The organism is Sporosarcina trichiuri, from assembly GCF_030406775.1.
In the GTDB taxonomy this organism is placed as follows: Bacteria; Bacillota; Bacilli; order Bacillales_A; family Planococcaceae; genus Sporosarcina; species Sporosarcina trichiuri.
In genome coordinates this window covers 949,297-966,366 of sequence record NZ_CP129119.1, presented here as the reverse complement: position 1 = coordinate 966,366, position 17,070 = coordinate 949,297, and the positions used below count along the sequence as shown (strand labels likewise).

23 protein-coding genes are annotated in these 17,070 nt (G+C 51.3%); 15 read left to right on the top strand and 8 right to left on the bottom strand.

What is annotated here, in order from left to right; all coding sequences use genetic code 11:
- Window positions 1-45: 45 nt before the first annotated feature.
- The gene (locus QWT68_RS05170) at window positions 46-906 is read left to right on the top strand and encodes a YitT family protein (protein WP_040286532.1); all 861 of its coding nucleotides are present in this window, start codon (window positions 46-48) and stop codon (window positions 904-906) included.
- Window positions 907-956: 50 nt separating this feature from the next.
- On the opposite strand, the gene QWT68_RS05165 is transcribed toward QWT68_RS05170, so the two are convergent.
- Complete coding sequence (locus QWT68_RS05165) at window positions 957-1,112, bottom strand: hypothetical protein (RefSeq protein ID WP_179860766.1); 156 nt, start codon at window positions 1,110-1,112, stop codon at window positions 957-959.
- 58 nt (window positions 1,113-1,170) lie between these two features.
- Here QWT68_RS05165 and QWT68_RS05160 point away from each other — a divergent pair, with 58 nt between their 5' ends.
- From QWT68_RS05160 to QWT68_RS05145, 4 genes are all read left to right on the top strand, one after another.
- Window positions 1,171-1,515 (top strand): YunC family protein, encoded by a 345-nt coding sequence (locus QWT68_RS05160; RefSeq protein ID WP_425313923.1) that lies wholly within the window; start codon window positions 1,171-1,173, stop codon window positions 1,513-1,515.
- 186 nt (window positions 1,516-1,701) lie between these two features.
- Window positions 1,702-1,881 (top strand): hypothetical protein, encoded by a 180-nt coding sequence (locus tag QWT68_RS05155; protein WP_144036083.1) that lies wholly within the window; start codon window positions 1,702-1,704, stop codon window positions 1,879-1,881.
- An 88-nt stretch (window positions 1,882-1,969) separates the two neighbouring features.
- Window positions 1,970-2,479: an antibiotic biosynthesis monooxygenase family protein gene (locus QWT68_RS05150; RefSeq protein ID WP_040286529.1), complete on the top strand. Its 510-nt coding sequence runs from the start codon at window positions 1,970-1,972 to the stop codon at window positions 2,477-2,479.
- A 129-nt stretch (window positions 2,480-2,608) separates the two neighbouring features.
- Window positions 2,609-3,205 carry a superoxide dismutase family protein gene (locus QWT68_RS05145; RefSeq protein WP_040286528.1) on the top strand — a complete coding sequence of 199 codons (597 nt, stop codon included), beginning with the start codon at window positions 2,609-2,611 and terminating at the stop codon, window positions 3,203-3,205.
- A gap of 45 nt (window positions 3,206-3,250) precedes the next feature.
- Here the strand turns inward: QWT68_RS05145 and QWT68_RS05140 are convergent, their stop codons facing one another.
- The gene (locus QWT68_RS05140) at window positions 3,251-3,541 is read right to left on the bottom strand and encodes a DUF2653 family protein (RefSeq protein ID WP_290150003.1); all 291 of its coding nucleotides are present in this window, start codon (window positions 3,539-3,541) and stop codon (window positions 3,251-3,253) included.
- Complete coding sequence (locus QWT68_RS05135) at window positions 3,529-3,966, bottom strand: hypothetical protein (protein ID WP_040286526.1); 438 nt, start codon at window positions 3,964-3,966, stop codon at window positions 3,529-3,531. The genes QWT68_RS05140 and QWT68_RS05135 overlap by 13 nt, the downstream gene beginning before the upstream one ends.
- 280 nt (window positions 3,967-4,246) lie before the next feature.
- Between QWT68_RS05135 and QWT68_RS05130 the strand changes: the two genes are divergently transcribed.
- From QWT68_RS05130 to QWT68_RS05115, 4 genes are all read left to right on the top strand, one after another.
- A complete protein-coding gene (locus QWT68_RS05130) occupies window positions 4,247-4,696 on the top strand; it encodes a DUF1641 domain-containing protein (protein ID WP_082023325.1) in 450 nt (149 codons plus the stop codon).
- Between the two features lie 35 nt (window positions 4,697-4,731).
- Window positions 4,732-5,916 carry an NAD(P)/FAD-dependent oxidoreductase gene (locus QWT68_RS05125; protein ID WP_290150001.1) on the top strand — a complete coding sequence of 395 codons (1,185 nt, stop codon included), beginning with the start codon at window positions 4,732-4,734 and terminating at the stop codon, window positions 5,914-5,916.
- A gap of 441 nt (window positions 5,917-6,357) precedes the next feature.
- On the top strand, window positions 6,358-8,151 hold the full coding sequence (gene glmS / locus QWT68_RS05120; protein ID WP_290149999.1) for a glutamine--fructose-6-phosphate transaminase (isomerizing): 1,794 nt from the start codon (window positions 6,358-6,360) through the stop codon (window positions 8,149-8,151).
- A 126-nt stretch (window positions 8,152-8,277) separates the two neighbouring features.
- On the top strand, window positions 8,278-8,694 hold the full coding sequence (locus tag QWT68_RS05115) for a DUF4181 domain-containing protein (RefSeq protein ID WP_040286523.1): 417 nt from the start codon (window positions 8,278-8,280) through the stop codon (window positions 8,692-8,694).
- A gap of 68 nt (window positions 8,695-8,762) precedes the next feature.
- On the opposite strand, the gene QWT68_RS05110 is transcribed toward QWT68_RS05115, so the two are convergent.
- Window positions 8,763-8,966, bottom strand: coding sequence for a YjcZ family sporulation protein (locus QWT68_RS05110; protein ID WP_082023324.1), 204 nt, complete (start codon window positions 8,964-8,966; stop codon window positions 8,763-8,765).
- Between the two features lie 362 nt (window positions 8,967-9,328).
- Window positions 9,329-10,150: a squalene/phytoene synthase family protein gene (locus QWT68_RS05105; protein ID WP_290149996.1), complete on the bottom strand. Its 822-nt coding sequence runs from the start codon at window positions 10,148-10,150 to the stop codon at window positions 9,329-9,331.
- Between the two features lie 187 nt (window positions 10,151-10,337).
- Between QWT68_RS05105 and QWT68_RS05100 the strand changes: the two genes are divergently transcribed.
- The 4 genes from QWT68_RS05100 to QWT68_RS05085 all read left to right on the top strand — a co-directional run bounded on the left by QWT68_RS05100 (window position 10,338) and on the right by QWT68_RS05085 (window position 13,787).
- Window positions 10,338-10,790, top strand: a complete 453-nt coding sequence (locus QWT68_RS05100; RefSeq protein WP_052461769.1) for a MarR family winged helix-turn-helix transcriptional regulator — start codon at window positions 10,338-10,340, stop codon at window positions 10,788-10,790.
- Between the two features lie 4 nt (window positions 10,791-10,794).
- The gene (locus QWT68_RS05095) at window positions 10,795-12,432 is read left to right on the top strand and encodes an MDR family MFS transporter (RefSeq protein WP_290149995.1); all 1,638 of its coding nucleotides are present in this window, start codon (window positions 10,795-10,797) and stop codon (window positions 12,430-12,432) included.
- Between the two features lie 283 nt (window positions 12,433-12,715).
- Window positions 12,716-12,931, top strand: coding sequence for a LytTR family DNA-binding domain-containing protein (locus tag QWT68_RS05090; RefSeq protein WP_290149993.1), 216 nt, complete (start codon window positions 12,716-12,718; stop codon window positions 12,929-12,931).
- An 85-nt stretch (window positions 12,932-13,016) separates the two neighbouring features.
- The gene (locus QWT68_RS05085; protein WP_290149990.1) at window positions 13,017-13,787 is read left to right on the top strand and encodes a DUF3891 family protein; all 771 of its coding nucleotides are present in this window, start codon (window positions 13,017-13,019) and stop codon (window positions 13,785-13,787) included.
- 32 nt (window positions 13,788-13,819) lie between these two features.
- Here the strand turns inward: QWT68_RS05085 and QWT68_RS05080 are convergent, their stop codons facing one another.
- The gene (locus tag QWT68_RS05080; protein ID WP_290149988.1) at window positions 13,820-14,155 is read right to left on the bottom strand and encodes a CHY zinc finger protein; all 336 of its coding nucleotides are present in this window, start codon (window positions 14,153-14,155) and stop codon (window positions 13,820-13,822) included.
- Between the two features lie 51 nt (window positions 14,156-14,206).
- Entirely contained in the window at window positions 14,207-15,070 is an 864-nt protein-coding gene (locus QWT68_RS05075) for an MBL fold metallo-hydrolase (protein ID WP_040286517.1), read from the bottom strand.
- A gap of 162 nt (window positions 15,071-15,232) precedes the next feature.
- Between QWT68_RS05075 and QWT68_RS05070 the strand changes: the two genes are divergently transcribed.
- Together QWT68_RS05070 and QWT68_RS05065 are read left to right on the top strand one after the other, a co-directional pair.
- Window positions 15,233-15,655 (top strand): DUF948 domain-containing protein, encoded by a 423-nt coding sequence (locus tag QWT68_RS05070; protein WP_040286516.1) that lies wholly within the window; start codon window positions 15,233-15,235, stop codon window positions 15,653-15,655.
- Between the two features lie 24 nt (window positions 15,656-15,679).
- Window positions 15,680-16,213, top strand: coding sequence for a DUF948 domain-containing protein (locus QWT68_RS05065; RefSeq protein WP_082023321.1), 534 nt, complete (start codon window positions 15,680-15,682; stop codon window positions 16,211-16,213).
- Window positions 16,214-16,623: 410 nt separating this feature from the next.
- Here QWT68_RS05065 and QWT68_RS05060 read toward each other — a convergent pair whose 3' ends face one another.
- Complete coding sequence (locus QWT68_RS05060) at window positions 16,624-17,070, bottom strand: DUF948 domain-containing protein (RefSeq protein ID WP_290149983.1); 447 nt, start codon at window positions 17,068-17,070, stop codon at window positions 16,624-16,626.

Here is a 17,070-nt window from a genome sequence, read left to right as displayed (position 1 = left end):
TTTTTATTTGACTATAGAAATTTATGTATTGAAAGGAGACCATGCATGTTTTTCATTGAAGCGAAGCGGATTGCGGTTGTCATTATCGGCGCCCTCCTTCTTGCGGTATCCCTTAACCTGTTCCTCATCAACGCGAACGTCTATGCAAGCGGTTTTTCAGGAATGGCACAGCTTTTGTCGAGTGTATTGGATGATTTTGCCGGGCTCACGATTTCCACAGGTATCCTGATTTTGCTGCTGAACATTCCTGTGTTCGTGCTCGGATGGTTCAAAGTCGGGAAAGGCTTTACGATCTACAGTATCGTTTCCGTCATTTTCACGACAATCTTCATGGGAATCATCCCTGTCATGTCCATGTCGGATGATATCATTCTGAATGCCGTCTTCGGCGGTGTGATCGGCGGTGTTGGTGTGGGGATCTCCCTCAAGCTGGGGGCATCGACCGGCGGTATGGATATCGTCGCCATGGTGCTGTCGCGCCTGCAGGACAAACCGATCGGCACGTATTTTCTGCTGCTGAACGGTGTAATCATCGTGGCGGCCGGTATTCTGTATGAACCTGAAAACGCCCTCTATACGATGGTGGCACTTTATGTATCGACTGCTGTGATCGATATGATCCATACGCGCCATGAGAAAGTGACGGCCATGATCGTCACCCGGAAGGCGGATGAACTGCAGGAAGCCATCCATGAAAAGATGGTGAGGGGTATCACGATCATCCCTGCAAAGGGCGGGTATACGAAAGAAGAGAAAAACATGATGTACCTTGTCATCACACGCTATGAACTTTATGACTTGGAGAAAATCATCAATGAGGTGGACCCGAAAGCATTTGCAAATATCGTGCAGACGGTCGGCATTTTCGGATTCTTCCGCCGGGAAGGCGAATCGGTTCCATCTTGACCATACATCAGCACCGGATGCCGTAACGACGGCTTCCGGTGCTGTTTTGTTCATTTCTCTTCTTTTTGCTTCTGTGATTGGCGGTACAGGTCTTTCATCGCTTCCCGTTTTTCTCCATACGTCAGAAATTCAGGTGCGACTTCTTCGAGACCGGGTTTTTTCACCCGGTACTCTTGTTTTTCTCCATCGATATTCCGTTTGGCCATGCGGATCCCTCCTTTTGAGTGCAGTATGGTTTCTGAACGGGCTTCCTAATCACCCTTCATGAGGAGATGCCATACGTATAGAGGGAAAGGGGAGGATCTATTGGTCACCGTAAACACGATTACAATTGAAGGGCACAGTTTCACGGCCGTTTCCGTCTCACTTCCAAAGACGACGCTGCTCACCGTATCCAACGAGCACGGCTATATCATGTGCGGAGCGCTCGATGTCGGACTGCTCAACCGTCTGCTGGCTGATCGAAAAATCATCGCAGGCCGTGCGACAGGGGTGAAGACGATCGATGAGCTTCTGGCTGCCCCGCTGGAGTCGGTTACATTGGAGGCGGAAAAGAGAGGGATCACCGCCGGCATGACAGGTGAGCAGGCGCTGCTGAAAATGTGCTGATCCAAAACAATCGGGGAGGGTGAGGCATATGGCTTCACCTTTTTCGTATTCTTTTTTCCTATCAAACACACCAGCGGTTGCGCATCGCTGATACATCCATTACAATGAGAATGAGAAACAATCTCAATGAATACATACCAGCCATGCGGCATTCATGATGGCGGATGGGCGGGAAAGGTGAGTGCGATGAAAAAAGTTATCGTAGCAGCAGTACTTTGCGGTGTATTGTCGGCTGTACTGGCAGCAGGCGGTTTATCGAACTACTTCTCGGATGGTCTGATCCTCGGAGCCATCACCATCATTGTACTGGCAGCCGGGTCTGCAGCAGCTGTGCGAAAAGACCGCAAACGGCACGCATGGCACTGATAGAAGCATAGGAACACCGGCGGACTCGGTCTGCTGCTTTTCCCATTCCGGCACTCGTGCCATTCTATAATCAGACAGGAGATTGAAGATGAATTTACATGTAACATACGGAGATCCCGCAGCCTTGAAAGCTATTTTGAATGGTCTCGCAGACGACGAAATCGTCTTGATGGAACAAGGCAACGAAGCGGTCCTTATCCAGGAGAATGAAGCATCCGCAAGTTTTGCGGACGCGGATTCCTACACCGTCCTTGATACTGCCGGAACGCTGACAGACGGAGCATTCGCGGTATTTAACAACATTCCGGTGACTGCGGAAGGCCAGGAGCTGTTCGAGGAGCGGTTCATGGGTCGTGCACGGAGAATCGAAGACACCGAAGGGTTCGGCGCAATCCGGGTGCTGCGTCCGCTTGACAGCGATACGTATGTGGTCCTGACAATCTGGAAAGACGAACAGGCTTTCAAGGACTGGCAGACGTCCGATGCGTACGCGCATGCCCATAAAAAACGAGGCACTGAAGAAGGAATCGACAAGAAACCGAATATTTTTGCCCGTCCGTCTTTCTTGACAACTTATAAAAAAACGGAACAGGTGTAACACACTCCAAAAAGCCGTCCGCAGCGTATCCACTATACGCTGCAGGACGGCTTTGCCGTTCAGCGGAATGTTTAGAAGGGACCGGTATGTGTAAGAGAGTATGGAGGACTATATAGGGAGGAATTCATATTGAAGAAAACAGCGATCTTTCCGGCGTTCCTGCTGATGCTTGCACTTGGGGCATGCAGTGCAGACAAAGAAGACAGCAGTGCACCTGCGGACGAGACTGCATCCGATGATACAACAACCGGTACTGAAAATACGAATGAAGTGAAACCGTACTCTGTGCTCGTCGATCTGAAAGATACTGACGGCAAGACGACCGGGACTGCAGAATTGTCGGAGACGAAGGAAGGCGTGAAAGTCCATGTGGAAGCGGAAGGCCTGTCACCGGGTAAGCACGGTATTCATTTCCATGAAACAGGAGTGTGCGAAGCGCCTGATTTCAAATCGGCAGGCGGCCATTTCAATCCTGCAGACAAAGAGCATGGGCTTGACACGGAAGGCGGACCGCATGCTGGTGATCTGCCGAATCTGGAAGTCGGTGATGACGGCACAGTGGATGATGAGTTCACAACGAAACTCGTGACGCTGCAAGACGGCAAGAAAGATTCTCTTCTGAAAGACGGGGGGACCGCTCTGGTCATCCACGCCGGTGAGGATGATGGCGAATCACAGCCATCCGGGGATTCAGGCGATCGGGTTGCCTGCGGCGTTATCAACTAATAGCAAAAGGACAGCGGCCGGTGAAAACGGAGCTGTCCTTTTTGATCAGAGAAGCGCAGCGACAATGCCGAGTTCATCATCCAGTATAAGTTTTATCCCTGCAGCATATGGATCCTGATGGAGCTGCTGCTCAATCCACATCCTCAGTGCCTGCGTCATCTCGAATGTATTCATATGGATTTCCATCCGGTTTACATAGACATTTGCAAAAAAACCTTCGTCGTCATCGTAGCATAGCTCGACTTCCACCGATTCAGGTGCGATGTTCTGACGGTCGGCCTGGTACAAACAGATTGCGTTGATGATATCCTGCTCTTCGATCATCAGTTCTGCCATCGCCGCATATCATCCTCACGGGATTTCTTTTTCTTGAAATGCGTGAAGACCATACGGATGATACCGATGATCGCAATGATCGCGAACACGTTGATCAGCAGGCCGAGCAGGGAGCCGAGAATGCCCATGTTAGCGAAAAGGCTGCCGAACAGGAGTCCTGCCAGGCCGCCGACCATGAGACCTTTCATGAGACCGCCAGATTTGGGTTTAGCAGTCTGGGCACTTTTGTCTTTCGTAAATGAGGTTTGGTCTTTCTTTTTGTCAACTGCAGGTTTATTGAAGTTGTTCTGGTTTGGTGTGAAACCTCTCTTGCCGGATTTGTAGCCCCGCGCATCCGCAGTCGGCGACTGATCCTGGAAAACATAGGATCCGATCGGCGAAAAGATGAGTGTGAGCGCCAAAAAAACAGCTGCTAACTTTTTCATAGGTGAATCATACCTCCGTTGGTGTGATGGGTTGCTCAGCAATCCTCCCTATTCAGTATACAGGATTTTAATTTGGAGTTAAATGAAAAGGGTTTCATCTGAATGGCGCATATTAGTTAAATACCAAACTAAACACTTGAAGAAAAGTTCCATTAGGAGTATAGTATCGGATGGTAATCTGAATAGGAGAATGTGCCGAGTGAACGGAACGTCAGTTTTGCCATGCATATTCTTACTACCTCAGGACAAATACACATCATACTGAAAAGGGGATTTGCACATGACTACGCCGCTCAATCCTGAAGAAGCAGCGAACACTGCTGCTGAAGGCACAAAACTGCCGTCAGAACAGAAACAAGACATTTTGGACCAGCTGCTGAAGCCGGAAGTACAGGAATCATTGACAACTCTTGTGGAAAAACTTCCACAGCTGACAGAGCTGGTTGACCTGATGACGAAATCATACGATGTTGCGAAAGCAGTCGCAACAGATGACGTACTTAAAAACGATACAGCTGAGTTCATGAAAGAGATCGCTGCACCAGTGAAAGACTCTGCAAAGAACTTGGCTGCAACCGTTATCGAAGCAAAAGACCTTGCTGCTCAGAATACGGAAACCATCGGTCTGTTCGGTCTCATGAAAATGATCAAAGATCCGGAAGCCCAGCGCATTTTCCGTTTTTTGAATGCATACCTCGAAGTTGCAGGACAGCGCAACCGCACAAAGTGATCACAACCTAAATTATTGTAGAAGGAGATTAGACAATGACCAAGCAAATCGTTATTCTAGGAGCAGGTTATGGCGGTCTTTTGGCAGCGCTGAACGCCCGCAACTTCTTGTCAGAAAGTGATGCAGCCATCACGCTCATCAACCAGACTCCGACTCACCAGATCATTACAGAACTCCACCGTTTGGCTGGCGGCACAATCAGCGAAGGAGCGGTTGCACTGCCGCTTGAGAAACTTCTTGCAGGCAAAGGCGTCCAGCTGCTCATCGAAACGATCGAGAATTTCGATGTGAACACGAAGAAAGTGAATCTTGCGAATGGTGATACACTTTCCTACGATGCACTTGTCGTAGCCCTCGGCAGTAAAACAGCATACTTCGGCATCCCGGGCCTTGAAGAGAACAGCATGGTCCTGAAATCGGCAAGTGAAGCGAATGCCATCTATGCTCATATCGTAGACCGCATCAAAGCATACGCTGTCTCGCACGATGAAGCGGATGCGACGATCCTGATCGGCGGAGGCGGACTGACAGGCGTCGAACTTGTCGGTGAAATCGTCGACCACATGCCGAAAGTGGCACGTGAGAACGGCGTCAACCCGGATGATTTGAAAATCATGCTGGTGGAAGCAGGACCAAAAATCCTTCCTGTGCTGCCGGATCCTCTGATCGAACGCGCGACGGAAAGCCTTTCAAAACGCGGTGTCGAATTCCTGATCGGTCTTCCTGTCACCAACGTGGAAGGCAACGAGATCTCCTTGAAAGACGGACGGATCATCAAAGCGAACACATTCGTCTGGACAGGCGGCGTCACTGGAAATCCGCTGGTTGGCGAGTCGGGGATTGAAGTCGACCGCGGCCGTGCAACAGTGAACGAATTCCTGCAGTCGAAATCACACAAGGATGTCTTCGTTGTCGGTGATGCAGCTGTGGCATTCCCTGCTGAAGAAGGCGCACGTCCATACGCACCGACTGCGCAGAACGCATGGCAGATGGGTGAATTGGTCGGATACAACTTGTATGCAATGCTTGCAGGCAAGCAGATGGAAGTGTTCAATCCGGTCAACTCGGGAACACTTGCAAGCCTCGGCCGTAAAGATGCTGTCGCGTCTGTCGGCGGAAACAATACATCCCTCAAAGGGATGCCGGCATCTCTTATGAAAGAAGCAAGTAATGTACGTTACCTTTCACATATCAAAGGGCTGTTCAGTCTCGCATACTGAGCCGCTTGAAAACTGTCCGGAGGTCTGTCGATACAGGCCTTTGCGGCAGTTTTTTTCTGTTTTCTGAACGATCCGTCAGTTGACAGCGGAAAATGCGATTCGCTATGATAGTTGTTGGCTGCAAATGCAGTCCGTGCAGGAAGGAGCACAGGGAGCACGTAAAACCCGGAAACCAATTGAAGCGCCAGAGCCGGAAAAATCACTCCGCACTTTCCGGCAGACGAGGCGGAGGTTCATCGAACATTCGGCGGATGCCTCCCGATCGATGCTGCCCGATTGTCATGCCATCTTTAAAAAGCACAGGGCGACCTGTGTGACAAAGGAGATGAGCAGGCAGCCTATTACAACCAACGGCCCGGCAACAAACCTGCCGGACTGCTAAAGTGATTCTTAGTTCGGCAGACGTTCTGTATGCCTGTCCGCTGAAGCGGAGGAAACGATATGTGCGGAATTGTAGGTTATAACGGAAAGAAACAGGCAGCGGATATTTTATTGAACGGTCTTGAGAAATTGGAGTACCGGGGATATGATTCGGCAGGCCTTGCATTCCAGACAGCAGAGGGTCTCATGCAGTACAAAGAGAAAGGGCGGATTGCCGATCTCCGGAAAGCTGCGGACCTGACGATCGATTCGAAGACCGGTATCGGTCATACCCGGTGGGCGACCCATGGTATTCCCGATCAGAAGAATTCGCATCCGCATAAAAGTGCGTCAGGTCGTTTCACGCTCGTCCACAATGGGGTCATCGAAAATTACAGCAAGCTGAAACGTGATTATTTGGCAGGCGTCCCTTTCGCATCTGACACAGACACGGAAGTCATCGTACAGCTTGTTGAGCGCTTTGCGGAAGAAGGTCTGACAACAGACGAGGCGTTCCGGAAGTCGTTATCCCTCCTTCATGGCTCGTATGCAATTGCCATGCTCGACGAAAAGGAACCCGATCTGATCTTCGTCGCGAAAAACCGCAGCCCGCTGCTCATCGGCGTCGGAGAAGACTGCAACGTCGTCGCTTCGGATGCAATGGCGATGCTGCAGGTGACGGATCAGTTCATCGAGCTGCACGACGGGGAAGTCGTCCTTCTTGGCAAGGAAGAAATTGTTATCGAGACAATTGATGGAACCGTAATCGAGCGCACGCCGTATACGGCTGAACTCGATATGAGCGATATTGAGAAGGGCACATATCCTCACTATATGCTGAAGGAGATCGATGAGCAGCCCGGGGTCATCCGGAAAATCATGGAGGTCTATACTGATGAAGACGGCAGTCTGGGGATCGACGCAGCCATCCGGCAGGCATTCCAGGAGGCGGACCGTCTCTATATCATTGCAGCCGGAACAAGTTACCATGCCGGCCTGATCGGCAAGGAGTATTTTGAAAAGCTCGCAGGACTGCCTGTCGAAGTGCACATATCCAGTGAATTCGGTTATAACATGCCACTTCTTTCAAAAAAACCGATCTTCCTGTTCATCACACAGTCAGGCGAAACTGCAGACAGCCGGCAAGTGCTCGTCAAAGTGAAGGAACTCGGATATCCGTCTGTCACAATGACGAACGTACCGGGCTCCACATTGTCCCGGGAGGCCGATTATACGCTGCTGCTGCATGCAGGTCCTGAGATTGCAGTCGCGTCAACGAAAGCCTATACAGCGCAGCTTGCGGTGCTGGCCATCACAGCCGCTGCGCTCGGCGGCTCTGCAGGTGAATTCGACCTGAAGCAGGAACTTGCGATTGCGGCAAATGCAATCCAGACATTGACCGATGCGAAACAGGAAATCGAAACGCTTGCGGCCGAACTGCTCACTGACCGCCGCAATGCCTTCTTCATCGGCCGCGGGCTCGATTATTACGTCAGTCTGGAAGGCGCCTTGAAATTGAAAGAAATTTCCTATATCCAGGCAGAGGGCTTTGCCGGAGGGGAACTGAAACACGGAACGATTGCTCTGATCGAGGAGGGCACTCCTGTCATCGCACTCGCAACACAGAAGAGCGTAAATCCTAACTTGCGCGGCAATGTCAAGGAAGTGACTGCACGCGGTGCGAACGCATGCATCATTTCAATGGAAGGGGACAGCGAAGAAGACGACCGGTTTGTCATCCCGCATGTCCATGACCTGCTGACACCGCTCGCCTCCGTCATCCCGCTGCAGCTGCTCAGTTATTATGCTTCGCTGCAGCGCGGGTGTGATGTCGACAAGCCGAGGAACCTCGCGAAGAGTGTGACAGTCGAATAACGTAAGAGAAGCCGGCCCCATGCATAAGCATGGGGTTTTTAAATTTCAGTTACCCATTTATACCAGTTGTGGTATGCTGGAAAGAAAAGGGCTGTTGCCTGAGCAATATTGGGGGCGGAAAACGGAATGTCGAATGTACAGCAGCTGATGGTGATATTAGTTGGAATTCTATTGTTCTTCTTCTTGACGATCTGGCTTGTCCGCAAGCTGTTCAAGGTGAAGACGCCGTTTCGATGGGTTGCCCATTCAGTGAATGACCGACACCGCCGGATCGACTGGACGCTGCGTGCGGTGTTCATCTTTCTATTAATCGGCCTGGCGGTCTGGCTGGCGGCGTCAGATTACTCGACGGTCACTTGGTTATACGTATATTTCCTTTACGTCACTTTGAGCAATGTCATCTTGGAATCGATTCGGGGGTATATGCAGAAAAAGTATTCCGAGGACCCGGCAGAATACAAAGTGACTTTTGTCCAAACTGCCCTAATGGTGCTGATCGGGGTTGTCCTGTTGACGACCCGTTTCTTCGGTCTGATCGTGTGAGAGACTACTGGGGTGATTGAAAAATACGCCTGCATGCTCGCTGGCATACAGGCGCAGATTTGCTATGATCAGCAGTCTTTTTTGTGATGATGGCCATGATCCCGGCAATTATTCGGGACATAGGATGCTCCGATGATGATGAGGAGGATGAACAGAACGACCAGAAGAGCAAACCCTCTTCCTGGACCGAATCCCCCGCGGCAATGCGGCTGTTCAGGGTATGGCATATATCCGCCATGACCGCAGCCGCACAAATCCCAACCGTAACCCATTGTATCGGCCTCCTTTCCATGAGCGGCCAGCTTGAAGGCAGATGACGAATCCAGATCATCCGGCTTTCAAGCTGCCTATAGAATAAGGTATGTCAAAGCCGCCTGTTTGACAGGGGCATACGTCCCGATGACTTGATATTGTATGGGAACAGCTATGGAGTCCTGCTGGGAATTGTGAAGTTATGAGCGTTTGCAGAGGTTTATGAGCAGTTTGTCGGTTTTATGATCATTATCTGCGGTTTAAGAGCGGAACGGCAGATTTATGATCACTTTCCGAGGTTTATGAGCGGAATGAGATGATTTATGAGCGCCGTCGCCATTTCAACTGCAGGAAAGGAAAAGAGCAGCCGCGGCTGCTCTTTTTAGGTGGTCTCTTTCAGGATTTCGTCGACTGTCTCGTTCACTTCATCGCGTTTCATCTTGTCCTCGCCTTTTTCCATCGCCGCAAGAGTCTTCTTTGCCAACGCGAGCGGGATCTTGCAGAACAGGATGATGTTCTTCGTCTGGATCGATTTCATGTATTCATCTGCCATTGCAAGGTTCTCTTTCGCGTAGGCGAACAGGTCATCACGCGTCCAGCCCTCCGGCAGGAACCGGACCCCTCGTTCTGCATCTTCTTCCTGATTTCGCAGCATATTGACAGCCTGCAACCCGCGGCCATAGCCGATTGCAAGGTCCCGATCCGTCTTCGTGCCGTCGTACTGTTCCCAGATATCGGACAGCATGACGCCGACAAGACCTGCGACGTAGTACGTATAATCGTCCAGATCCTCTTTCGTCTCGATGACAAAATCCTTCTCGACCCATTTGGCCATGCCATCCGCCATGACTGCGGTCACATTGCGGACATTCTCGTACAAATCAGGTGGACAGACGTCAAGCCAGTCGGCCAGCCGGAGTGTCACTTCCGGCAGGCTGTCCTTTTCTTCGGTCAGCAGTTCCATGTACGCCTGCCGGTCCAGTCCGTTCTGCAGCAGTTCGGCTGTCGCACGAAGAAGGGCCGTTTTCTTTGCAGCATCAAGCTGTTCGTGGTCCTCGATTTCATCGATTGCGCGCATGCATAGGTAAGCGGATCCGACTGTCTGGCGCAAGGTCGGCTTCAATAGTTTGATCGGTATGTAAAATGTGCGGCTCGTCTCTTTCAATACGCGCATCGCGTCTTTTTGCAATGTCGTCTCATTCATGTCAAAATCCTTCTTTCCATCTGCTCTTGTAGATATCAATGAACCTATCATACCGTGTCGTCCGCCGGTAATCCATTAAAAAGGCGTATCAGGCACTTGACGGAAAGCTGTCAGAGAAGTATACTGGCAATTACTTTAACAATTGAACTATTAAATGAGTGAACAATTAAGGGCGAGGAGGAATAGAATGGGGAACGATCATTCAGAGGACTTCGGTAAGTTCGAAGAGCTTTTTTGGAATGTCACGCGGGATATGGGACGGATCTGGAAGGATATCTTCATCTCCCATTTCCCGGGATCGCAATCACAGCTGGTATTCACACTGGCGCGGAAAGGCCGTCTGAAAATGTCCGAACTTGCAAAAATATTGGGATTGACGGCCGGGGCCGTCACGGCGGCTTCCGATAAGCTGATCGAGAATGGATATGTCTTGCGCATCCGTGATGATAAGGACCGCCGGATCATCTATCTGGAAATCACGGATAAAGGACGCAAAGAACTGCAGCAGCTCCGTCTGGCCGGTCGCAGAAAAATGGCGGAAGCATTTGCCGGAATGGATGCTGCACAGCTGGAGGTCATGCTGATTGTATTCGAACAGGCCGCAACCAACATATCAGCTATGAAAGGACTGAAAGAATGAAAGAATGAATCATTTAACGGACAAACAAAAAGTGACCATCATGCTGGCCATCATGGCTGCCATGTTCTTTTCGGCCATCAATCAGACGATTATCGGGGTAGCCATGCCGCGGATCATCGCCCGTCTCGGCGGCATGGATTACTACACGTGGGTCATCACCATCTACTTGCTGACAATGGCAGTTGCGACCATCCTGGTCGGTAAATTATCGGATATATATGGAAGGAAACCATTTTTGCTCGCCGGAATCGGATTCTTCATGGTCGGTGCGTTCTTATCCGGTCTGTCGAATGATATTTTCCAGTTGATCGTCTACCGCGGAATCACCGGTCTCGGCGGCGGGATGATCATGTCCACGGCGTTCACGGCGGTCGGAGATCTGTATTTGCCGCGGGAGCGGGCGAAGTGGACGGGTGCCATGAGCGGGATTTTTGGGATCTCCAGTGTCCTCGGTCCATTGATGGGCGGCTACATTGTCGACCATCTCGACTGGCACTGGGTGTTCTGGGTTTTCCTGCCGCTCGGTCTGATCGCATTTGTCCTGATAGCGAAACTGTTCCCGAAAGTGCCGCGTCGGGAAGGGGAATCGATCGACTATCTCGGTTCGTTCTTCCTGACGGTCACCATTGTGTCCCTGCTGATGGCATTCAGCCTTGCAGGTGAGGGACCCGGGAAATTTGCGTGGTACTCCTGGCAGATCATCGGTCTGTTCGGTCTGACGGTCATTGCACTGATTGCGTTCATGATCACAGAAAGCAAAGTGAAGACGCCCGTCCTGCCGTTATCCTTGTTCAAGAATGACATTGTCACCATGTCCAATATTGCTGGCTTCTTGCTGGGAGCGGGCATGATGGGAATCATGATCTATACCCCGTTCTTCATCCAGGGGGTCAAGGGCATTTCACCAAGCGGCTCCGGGTATATCATGATGCCGATGTCGATTGCAATGGTGTTTGCAACTACATTTGCCGGCAGTTTCATGACGAAGACCGGTAAGTATAAAGGCCTTGCGATCACAGGACTGCTCATAGGGGCTGCCGGGATTTTTGCCATGAGTTCTGTTTCAATCGACACCCCGATCGCACTCATGATTGCCTATCTGTGCGTAGTCGGCATCGGTTTGGGTCTCAGTATGCCGGTCTTCTCGCTGACCGTTCAAAATGCCGTCAGTCTGAGCCAGCTCGGTGTCGCATCCGCGTCCTCCCAGCTGTTCAGATCTCTCGGCAATACGGTCGGGATCGGTGTGTTCGGCGCTGTCATGAGTTCCGTCTTGGCGAAGAAGATGACAGCCCGATTTTCCGGACAGGAAAGCGGGATGGGAAACCTGCCGTCTGAACAGTCTGGCAAACTGGGCCAGCTGATGGATCCGCAGCTTCTGCTCGATGCACCGAAGCTGAAGGAACTGCAGGCAAGTCTGCCGGCTGATCTCCAGCCGGTCGCCTCCCAGCTCGTCAGCACGATTAAAGGCGTATTCAGTGATGCGTTGACGACAACATTCTTTGTGGCCGCCTGCATAATGGTCGCGGGGGCTGTGATTGCCATCTTCCTGCGGGCCATACCGCTTGTATCCGCGCAAGATGCCATGAAGAAAAGCCAAGGGGCAGACGAAACTGAAAAACTGGATACCGCTGGTACCAAATGATCCATTATAGTAAAAGCAAAGCACTTCGTCCTGTTGCGGACGAAGTGCTTTGTGTGCTTGGCAGCGCTTTTCTTTAACGGGTGAAAGTCCCTGGCATACCGCAGTGGCGAAAGTGCTTAGCTGACTGGCAGTGTGGGTGCTGCGAGGTTCCGTGCGGGGTACCAGAAGGCATAACCGGAATAGATGGCATATACCATGTTGGCTGATAGGAACAAATAACCTTGCAAAGCATAGGGGGCGTTCAATACTACGATGGTTCCTATAAGTTCTGGCAAAAGACTCCTTGAAAGAGATCGAGCAGATGTTTGATCCGTTTGAGTTTTACAGGGTGCACCAATCATTCCTCGTGCCTCTTCATCAGATCATCTCGATCGAAGCCGACTCATCCGCCCGTTCGTATGCAATCGAATTGACGAACGGCCACAAAATACCATTGAGCCAATCCAAGTACAGTGAACTGCAGGCGATGCTGGAAGCCGATGGGATCCATATTGTCTGAACGGTACACTTATCTTACGGGAAAGGTGTTTTTTGATTCGTTGTCATCGATTGGGGAAAGGAACAACAGAAAGGATGTGCAGGAAATGATTGTTCGAGAACGGAAAGACAGTTTCATACTGGTTGAGCAGGACTGCCATGGCCGGCTGGCCGAGCAGATCATGAGTCACTGGAAAGAGGAGCTGTTTCCCGGAGAGGAGGATCGCTCATCCGTATTGACGGCAGTCCGTCTGCATGACGTCGGCTGGTCACCCTTCGACAAAGAACCATTCTGGAATGATAGCAAACAGGCACCTTACCGGTTTACCGATTTCCCTCTTCCCTCCAAGATCGTCTTATACAGGCAGGGCATCGATGCTGTCGAAACGGTCGACGCCTACTCGGCGATGCTCTGCAGTGAACACTATTCCCATTTTGTGAGCGGTGGGGACGGAGAGCAATCCGATGACTTTCTGGAGTACGAAAGGAAGAGGCGGGCCAGGCTAGAGAGTGCCTTTGCTGACTTTGATGAAACAGTCTTTCGTCAGCACTATGGAATCCTGCAGCTCGGCGACAATTTTTCACTATACTGCTGTGTGAATGAACCCGGCGTGCGTAAGAGTGAGGAGCACCCATTCTTCGTGAACGGCATTCCTGCACCTGAATCGCTGCCCGGCCTCCCGGATCATCGGCTGGCGATCCAGTTCCTCGACAATCGGACGATTGCGGTCGAGAGTTTTCCGTTTGACGCGCCGTTCGAGGTGAGCTATCCGTACAAAGAGGTACGGAAGGAAGACATCCGCAAACTCGGTTTCCAGAAAGCGTATGATCAGGCAGATCAGCATCATACGGAACTGCGATTTGTACCGCAGACATGACAAAGAGCAGACCACAAAGACGGTCTGCTCTTTCATTTGGATGTGTCAAAATAGAGGTGTTTGTGTAGGCTGCAGCCTGGGTTGAATGGCGCGCTGCAGGCCGGACAGGCAGAGCCGCAAGATAGATATTCCGTAACCGATAATTCGAATCCGCAGGCGCCGCAAAGAACGGCCTTCTCCGAGAACCGGGAAGCCGGCCATACTGCAGGATGGCCGCAGCCATGCATGCCATGGCATTCATAACATGGATAATACGTTTGGCAGCAGAAGAATTTGATCGCAATCCGGTCGACTTCCGAATGGTAGTGCCGGCAGCGCGTCTCCTCATCCACCTGCTCGCCAACCACTTCTTTTTCATGGATTTCCATGGAACAGCACTCCTTTTTGCTAGTATAGCGTAAAAGAAGTGCAGCAGGGGATTACTGTTCTGCAGGTTTGTCGGATTCATCCACATATTTTCCATGATCCGGTACAGCGAGTTCCTTGAAATTCCGGTCAAGCTGTTCGAGGTGCTCGGTCAGCCAGCTGCCTTCCGCTGCAGCGCCATGCCCGGTGATCGCATAGGCCGGCTTCAGACCTGTCAGCAGATGGACCGATGCTTCGGCTGCCGCCCAATCGGGAGTCAAATAACGGGGCGGGCCCGTCAATTCCTTTTCCTGGGTGAGAACCTTATACAGCTCATCTTGCCGCACAGTCACAAACGCATCCCCGGCGATCAGGGCCCGATCTTCATCCCGGAACAGGGAGATATGGCCTTCCGAATGACCTGGTGTATGGATCCAGCGCCAGCCGGGAAGAGGGGGGACACTTCCGTCTTCCGGCAGGGCACGGAGGAACTCCGAAATGTCGATCGGATCCGTCGGGTAGAGGAATGACAGTTTGGCCAGCATACCGCCTTCCACTGTTATATCCGGATCGGGGTACTGCTCCCGGCCGGTTAAATAAGGGTGTTCGGCTGGATGGGCGTACACTGGGACCTGCCATTTTTTGAGAACATCGATGATGCCGCCGATATGATCGAAATGGCCGTGTGTCAGGACGATCGCTTCCGGCGGACGATCCGGGCCAAAGCGCTCCTCCGCTTTTTCGATGACTGTTTTACCTGATCTTGGCATACCGCTGTCCACCAGCACCCACGGGTTGCCGGGCTCAGGATTTCCTACGAATACGAGATTGACGATCTGGTCGGTGAGATAGGCGAGATCGGGAAGAACTTCCGTAATCTCCCCGCTGTTTTTCGACGTGACCGGCTGGAACCGGTCAGTGGATGAACTTCTTTCCATCATGATCTCCTCCTGTTGGCGTTTCTGTACCAGTTTCCCCGTTCCCCGGAAAAAAACACCTGATCGGCTCACTTTTCAATCGAAAAGCTGTACGCTGAGTCGTTGAGGTGCATATTGAATGGACTTTTGTGGTATACACAAATAAGAAGGAGGGATGATTGCATGACATTTGTCCATTTAGGGGTCTTCTTGATAGCCGTGGCGTTCGCTGTGTTCGCCGTGTACGTATGTATTGTGCTAAATCGGATTTCCGGTCTATTATCGACGGTCGGACATACAGCGAAACGGATGGTTGGCAAGAGTGATGAAACGATCCGCCAGCTGGAGCTTACAATCGTGGAAGCAAGGTCTTCAGCGGCAGATGTGCAGATGAAACTCGATGCACTGGAAAGCCTGACGGATACGGTGAAGAACGCAGGTGACACTGCCGAACAGGCGGCTGAGAGCGTCAGTGATCTGACTGCTTCATATGGGAAGCAGCCCGGACTCCCGGGAACAAAACCGTTCGTCGGCCTGATCCAGGCAGGTGAACTGGCGGCGAGCCTGTTCACAACTTGGAAGAAAGCAGAAAAAGTCACAAAATAACATGATGATGCTGGAGGGATGATGATGAGTTTAGCAGGTGTGGGCGTATTATTGATCGGCGTCGCCTTCCTGATCCTTGCAATCTTCATTGCAAGGATCCTGAAAGGGATTGCAGGAACGCTTGACGGCGTGAACAAAACACTCGATCAGCTGCCTGAACAGCTGGACGGAGTACTTGGGGAAACAGGACAGCTTATCCGCCATTCCAACGACACATTGGCGGACGTTAATACGAAATTGGGCAATCTGACACCGCTGTTCCAAGTGGCGGGGGACCTCGGTAACACAACACGCAATTTGACAGCTTCGCTGCAGAACGTGACAGATGCAGCGAAACGGAAAGCGGAGGGTGCCGACGAAACGGCACGCAACAAATCGATCGGCGGCATCTACGGCACAGCGGCACTCGGCTACTATGCAGTCCGGAAAGGCAAAGCGCTGAAACAGCCGGAGCGTTATCCAAAACCGGACACGTTCGCTGCGAGAGGCCAGGAACGCGCACAGGAGATCGACAGGATGAAAGCCGAAGCTTCGGCTGCGGCAAAAATGACGAAATGAACGGGATGATGAGCACCGGCCGCGGCCGGTGTTTTTTGGTGCTGTAGATTTAGCGTATTGGCAAGTCGGCAGGAAGAGCCACAGTCCGCGGGTGTACTAAAACAGATTAGGGAAGCTATTCAGCACGCTGATAGATTTGGCATGGGTATTTAAGCGGTGGCGGACAGGGGAGCTGTTGGCGAACGAAGAGATGATGTGGTTTATGAGCGTTTTTTTAGTTTTATGATCACTTTTGCAGGTTTATGAGCGGTTTCCGGGATTTATGATCACTTTCATGAGTTTATGATCACTTTTTCCGTTTTATGATCACTTTCCAGGATTTATGGACACTTTCCCCGATTTATGAGCACAATGGCAGTTTGAGCAGGAAAGGAAAGGAGCCGGCGCATAATGCGCTGGCTCCGTATCGATCACTTATTCAGCACTTCGGCTTTCACTTTGATTTCCTGCTTGTTCTCTTTCAGATAATACAGGAACGACAGCAGGCCGTACAGCCCTTGATATCTTTCACGGCGGGACAAGTTCGCAGCATCCGTCGTACGGGATTTCAGCTTCGTCGTCTTCTCAAGAGCGGAGTTGGTAAGGGAGCGTGCCGCTTCCCCGGTATCACCGACAATCTGGAACAGGGGAGTGATTTCATTCACCTGCTGATTCACATTGCCGATTGTCTCATTGCTCGTATTCAGCACGATTTGTGCCTGTCCGGTGACAGTTTCCATCGTACCGGGCAGCTTTGCTGTCGTCTCTTTCAAGTTCTCCGTAACATCCCCAAGATTCTTCAATGGTTTGATAAGGATCACCACTAACACTGCGAAGGCGATCCCGATGATCAATACACCGATTCCAAGCCAATCCAT

Bases quoted from the DNA above. Each gene is read 5' to 3' on its own strand.
- QWT68_RS05170 (WP_040286532.1), top strand. From the start codon at position 46: ATGTTTTTCATTGAAGCGAAGCGGATTGCGGTTGTCATTATCGGCGCC.
- QWT68_RS05165 (WP_179860766.1), bottom strand. From the start codon at position 1,112: ATGGCCAAACGGAATATCGATGGAGAAAAACAAGAGTACCGGGTGAAA.
- QWT68_RS05160 (WP_425313923.1), top strand. From the start codon at position 1,171: ATGAGGAGATGCCATACGTATAGAGGGAAAGGGGAGGATCTATTGGTC.
- QWT68_RS05155 (WP_144036083.1), top strand. From the start codon at position 1,702: ATGAAAAAAGTTATCGTAGCAGCAGTACTTTGCGGTGTATTGTCGGCT.
- QWT68_RS05150 (WP_040286529.1), top strand. From the start codon at position 1,970: ATGAATTTACATGTAACATACGGAGATCCCGCAGCCTTGAAAGCTATT.
- QWT68_RS05140 (WP_290150003.1), bottom strand. From the start codon at position 3,541: ATGGCAGAACTGATGATCGAAGAGCAGGATATCATCAACGCAATCTGT.
- QWT68_RS05135 (WP_040286526.1), bottom strand. From the start codon at position 3,966: ATGAAAAAGTTAGCAGCTGTTTTTTTGGCGCTCACACTCATCTTTTCG.
- QWT68_RS05130 (WP_082023325.1), top strand. From the start codon at position 4,247: ATGACTACGCCGCTCAATCCTGAAGAAGCAGCGAACACTGCTGCTGAA.
- QWT68_RS05125 (WP_290150001.1), top strand. From the start codon at position 4,732: ATGACCAAGCAAATCGTTATTCTAGGAGCAGGTTATGGCGGTCTTTTG.
- glmS (WP_290149999.1), top strand. From the start codon at position 6,358: ATGTGCGGAATTGTAGGTTATAACGGAAAGAAACAGGCAGCGGATATT.
- QWT68_RS05115 (WP_040286523.1), top strand. From the start codon at position 8,278: ATGTCGAATGTACAGCAGCTGATGGTGATATTAGTTGGAATTCTATTG.
- QWT68_RS05110 (WP_082023324.1), bottom strand. From the start codon at position 8,966: ATGGGTTACGGTTGGGATTTGTGCGGCTGCGGTCATGGCGGATATATG.
- QWT68_RS05105 (WP_290149996.1), bottom strand. From the start codon at position 10,150: ATGAATGAGACGACATTGCAAAAAGACGCGATGCGCGTATTGAAAGAG.
- QWT68_RS05100 (WP_052461769.1), top strand. From the start codon at position 10,338: ATGGGGAACGATCATTCAGAGGACTTCGGTAAGTTCGAAGAGCTTTTT.
- QWT68_RS05095 (WP_290149995.1), top strand. From the start codon at position 10,795: ATGAATCATTTAACGGACAAACAAAAAGTGACCATCATGCTGGCCATC.
- QWT68_RS05085 (WP_290149990.1), top strand. From the start codon at position 13,017: ATGATTGTTCGAGAACGGAAAGACAGTTTCATACTGGTTGAGCAGGAC.
- QWT68_RS05080 (WP_290149988.1), bottom strand. From the start codon at position 14,155: ATGGAAATCCATGAAAAAGAAGTGGTTGGCGAGCAGGTGGATGAGGAG.
- QWT68_RS05075 (WP_040286517.1), bottom strand. From the start codon at position 15,070: ATGGAAAGAAGTTCATCCACTGACCGGTTCCAGCCGGTCACGTCGAAA.
- QWT68_RS05070 (WP_040286516.1), top strand. From the start codon at position 15,233: ATGACATTTGTCCATTTAGGGGTCTTCTTGATAGCCGTGGCGTTCGCT.
- QWT68_RS05065 (WP_082023321.1), top strand. From the start codon at position 15,680: ATGAGTTTAGCAGGTGTGGGCGTATTATTGATCGGCGTCGCCTTCCTG.
- QWT68_RS05060 (WP_290149983.1), bottom strand. From the start codon at position 17,070: ATGGATTGGCTTGGAATCGGTGTATTGATCATCGGGATCGCCTTCGCA.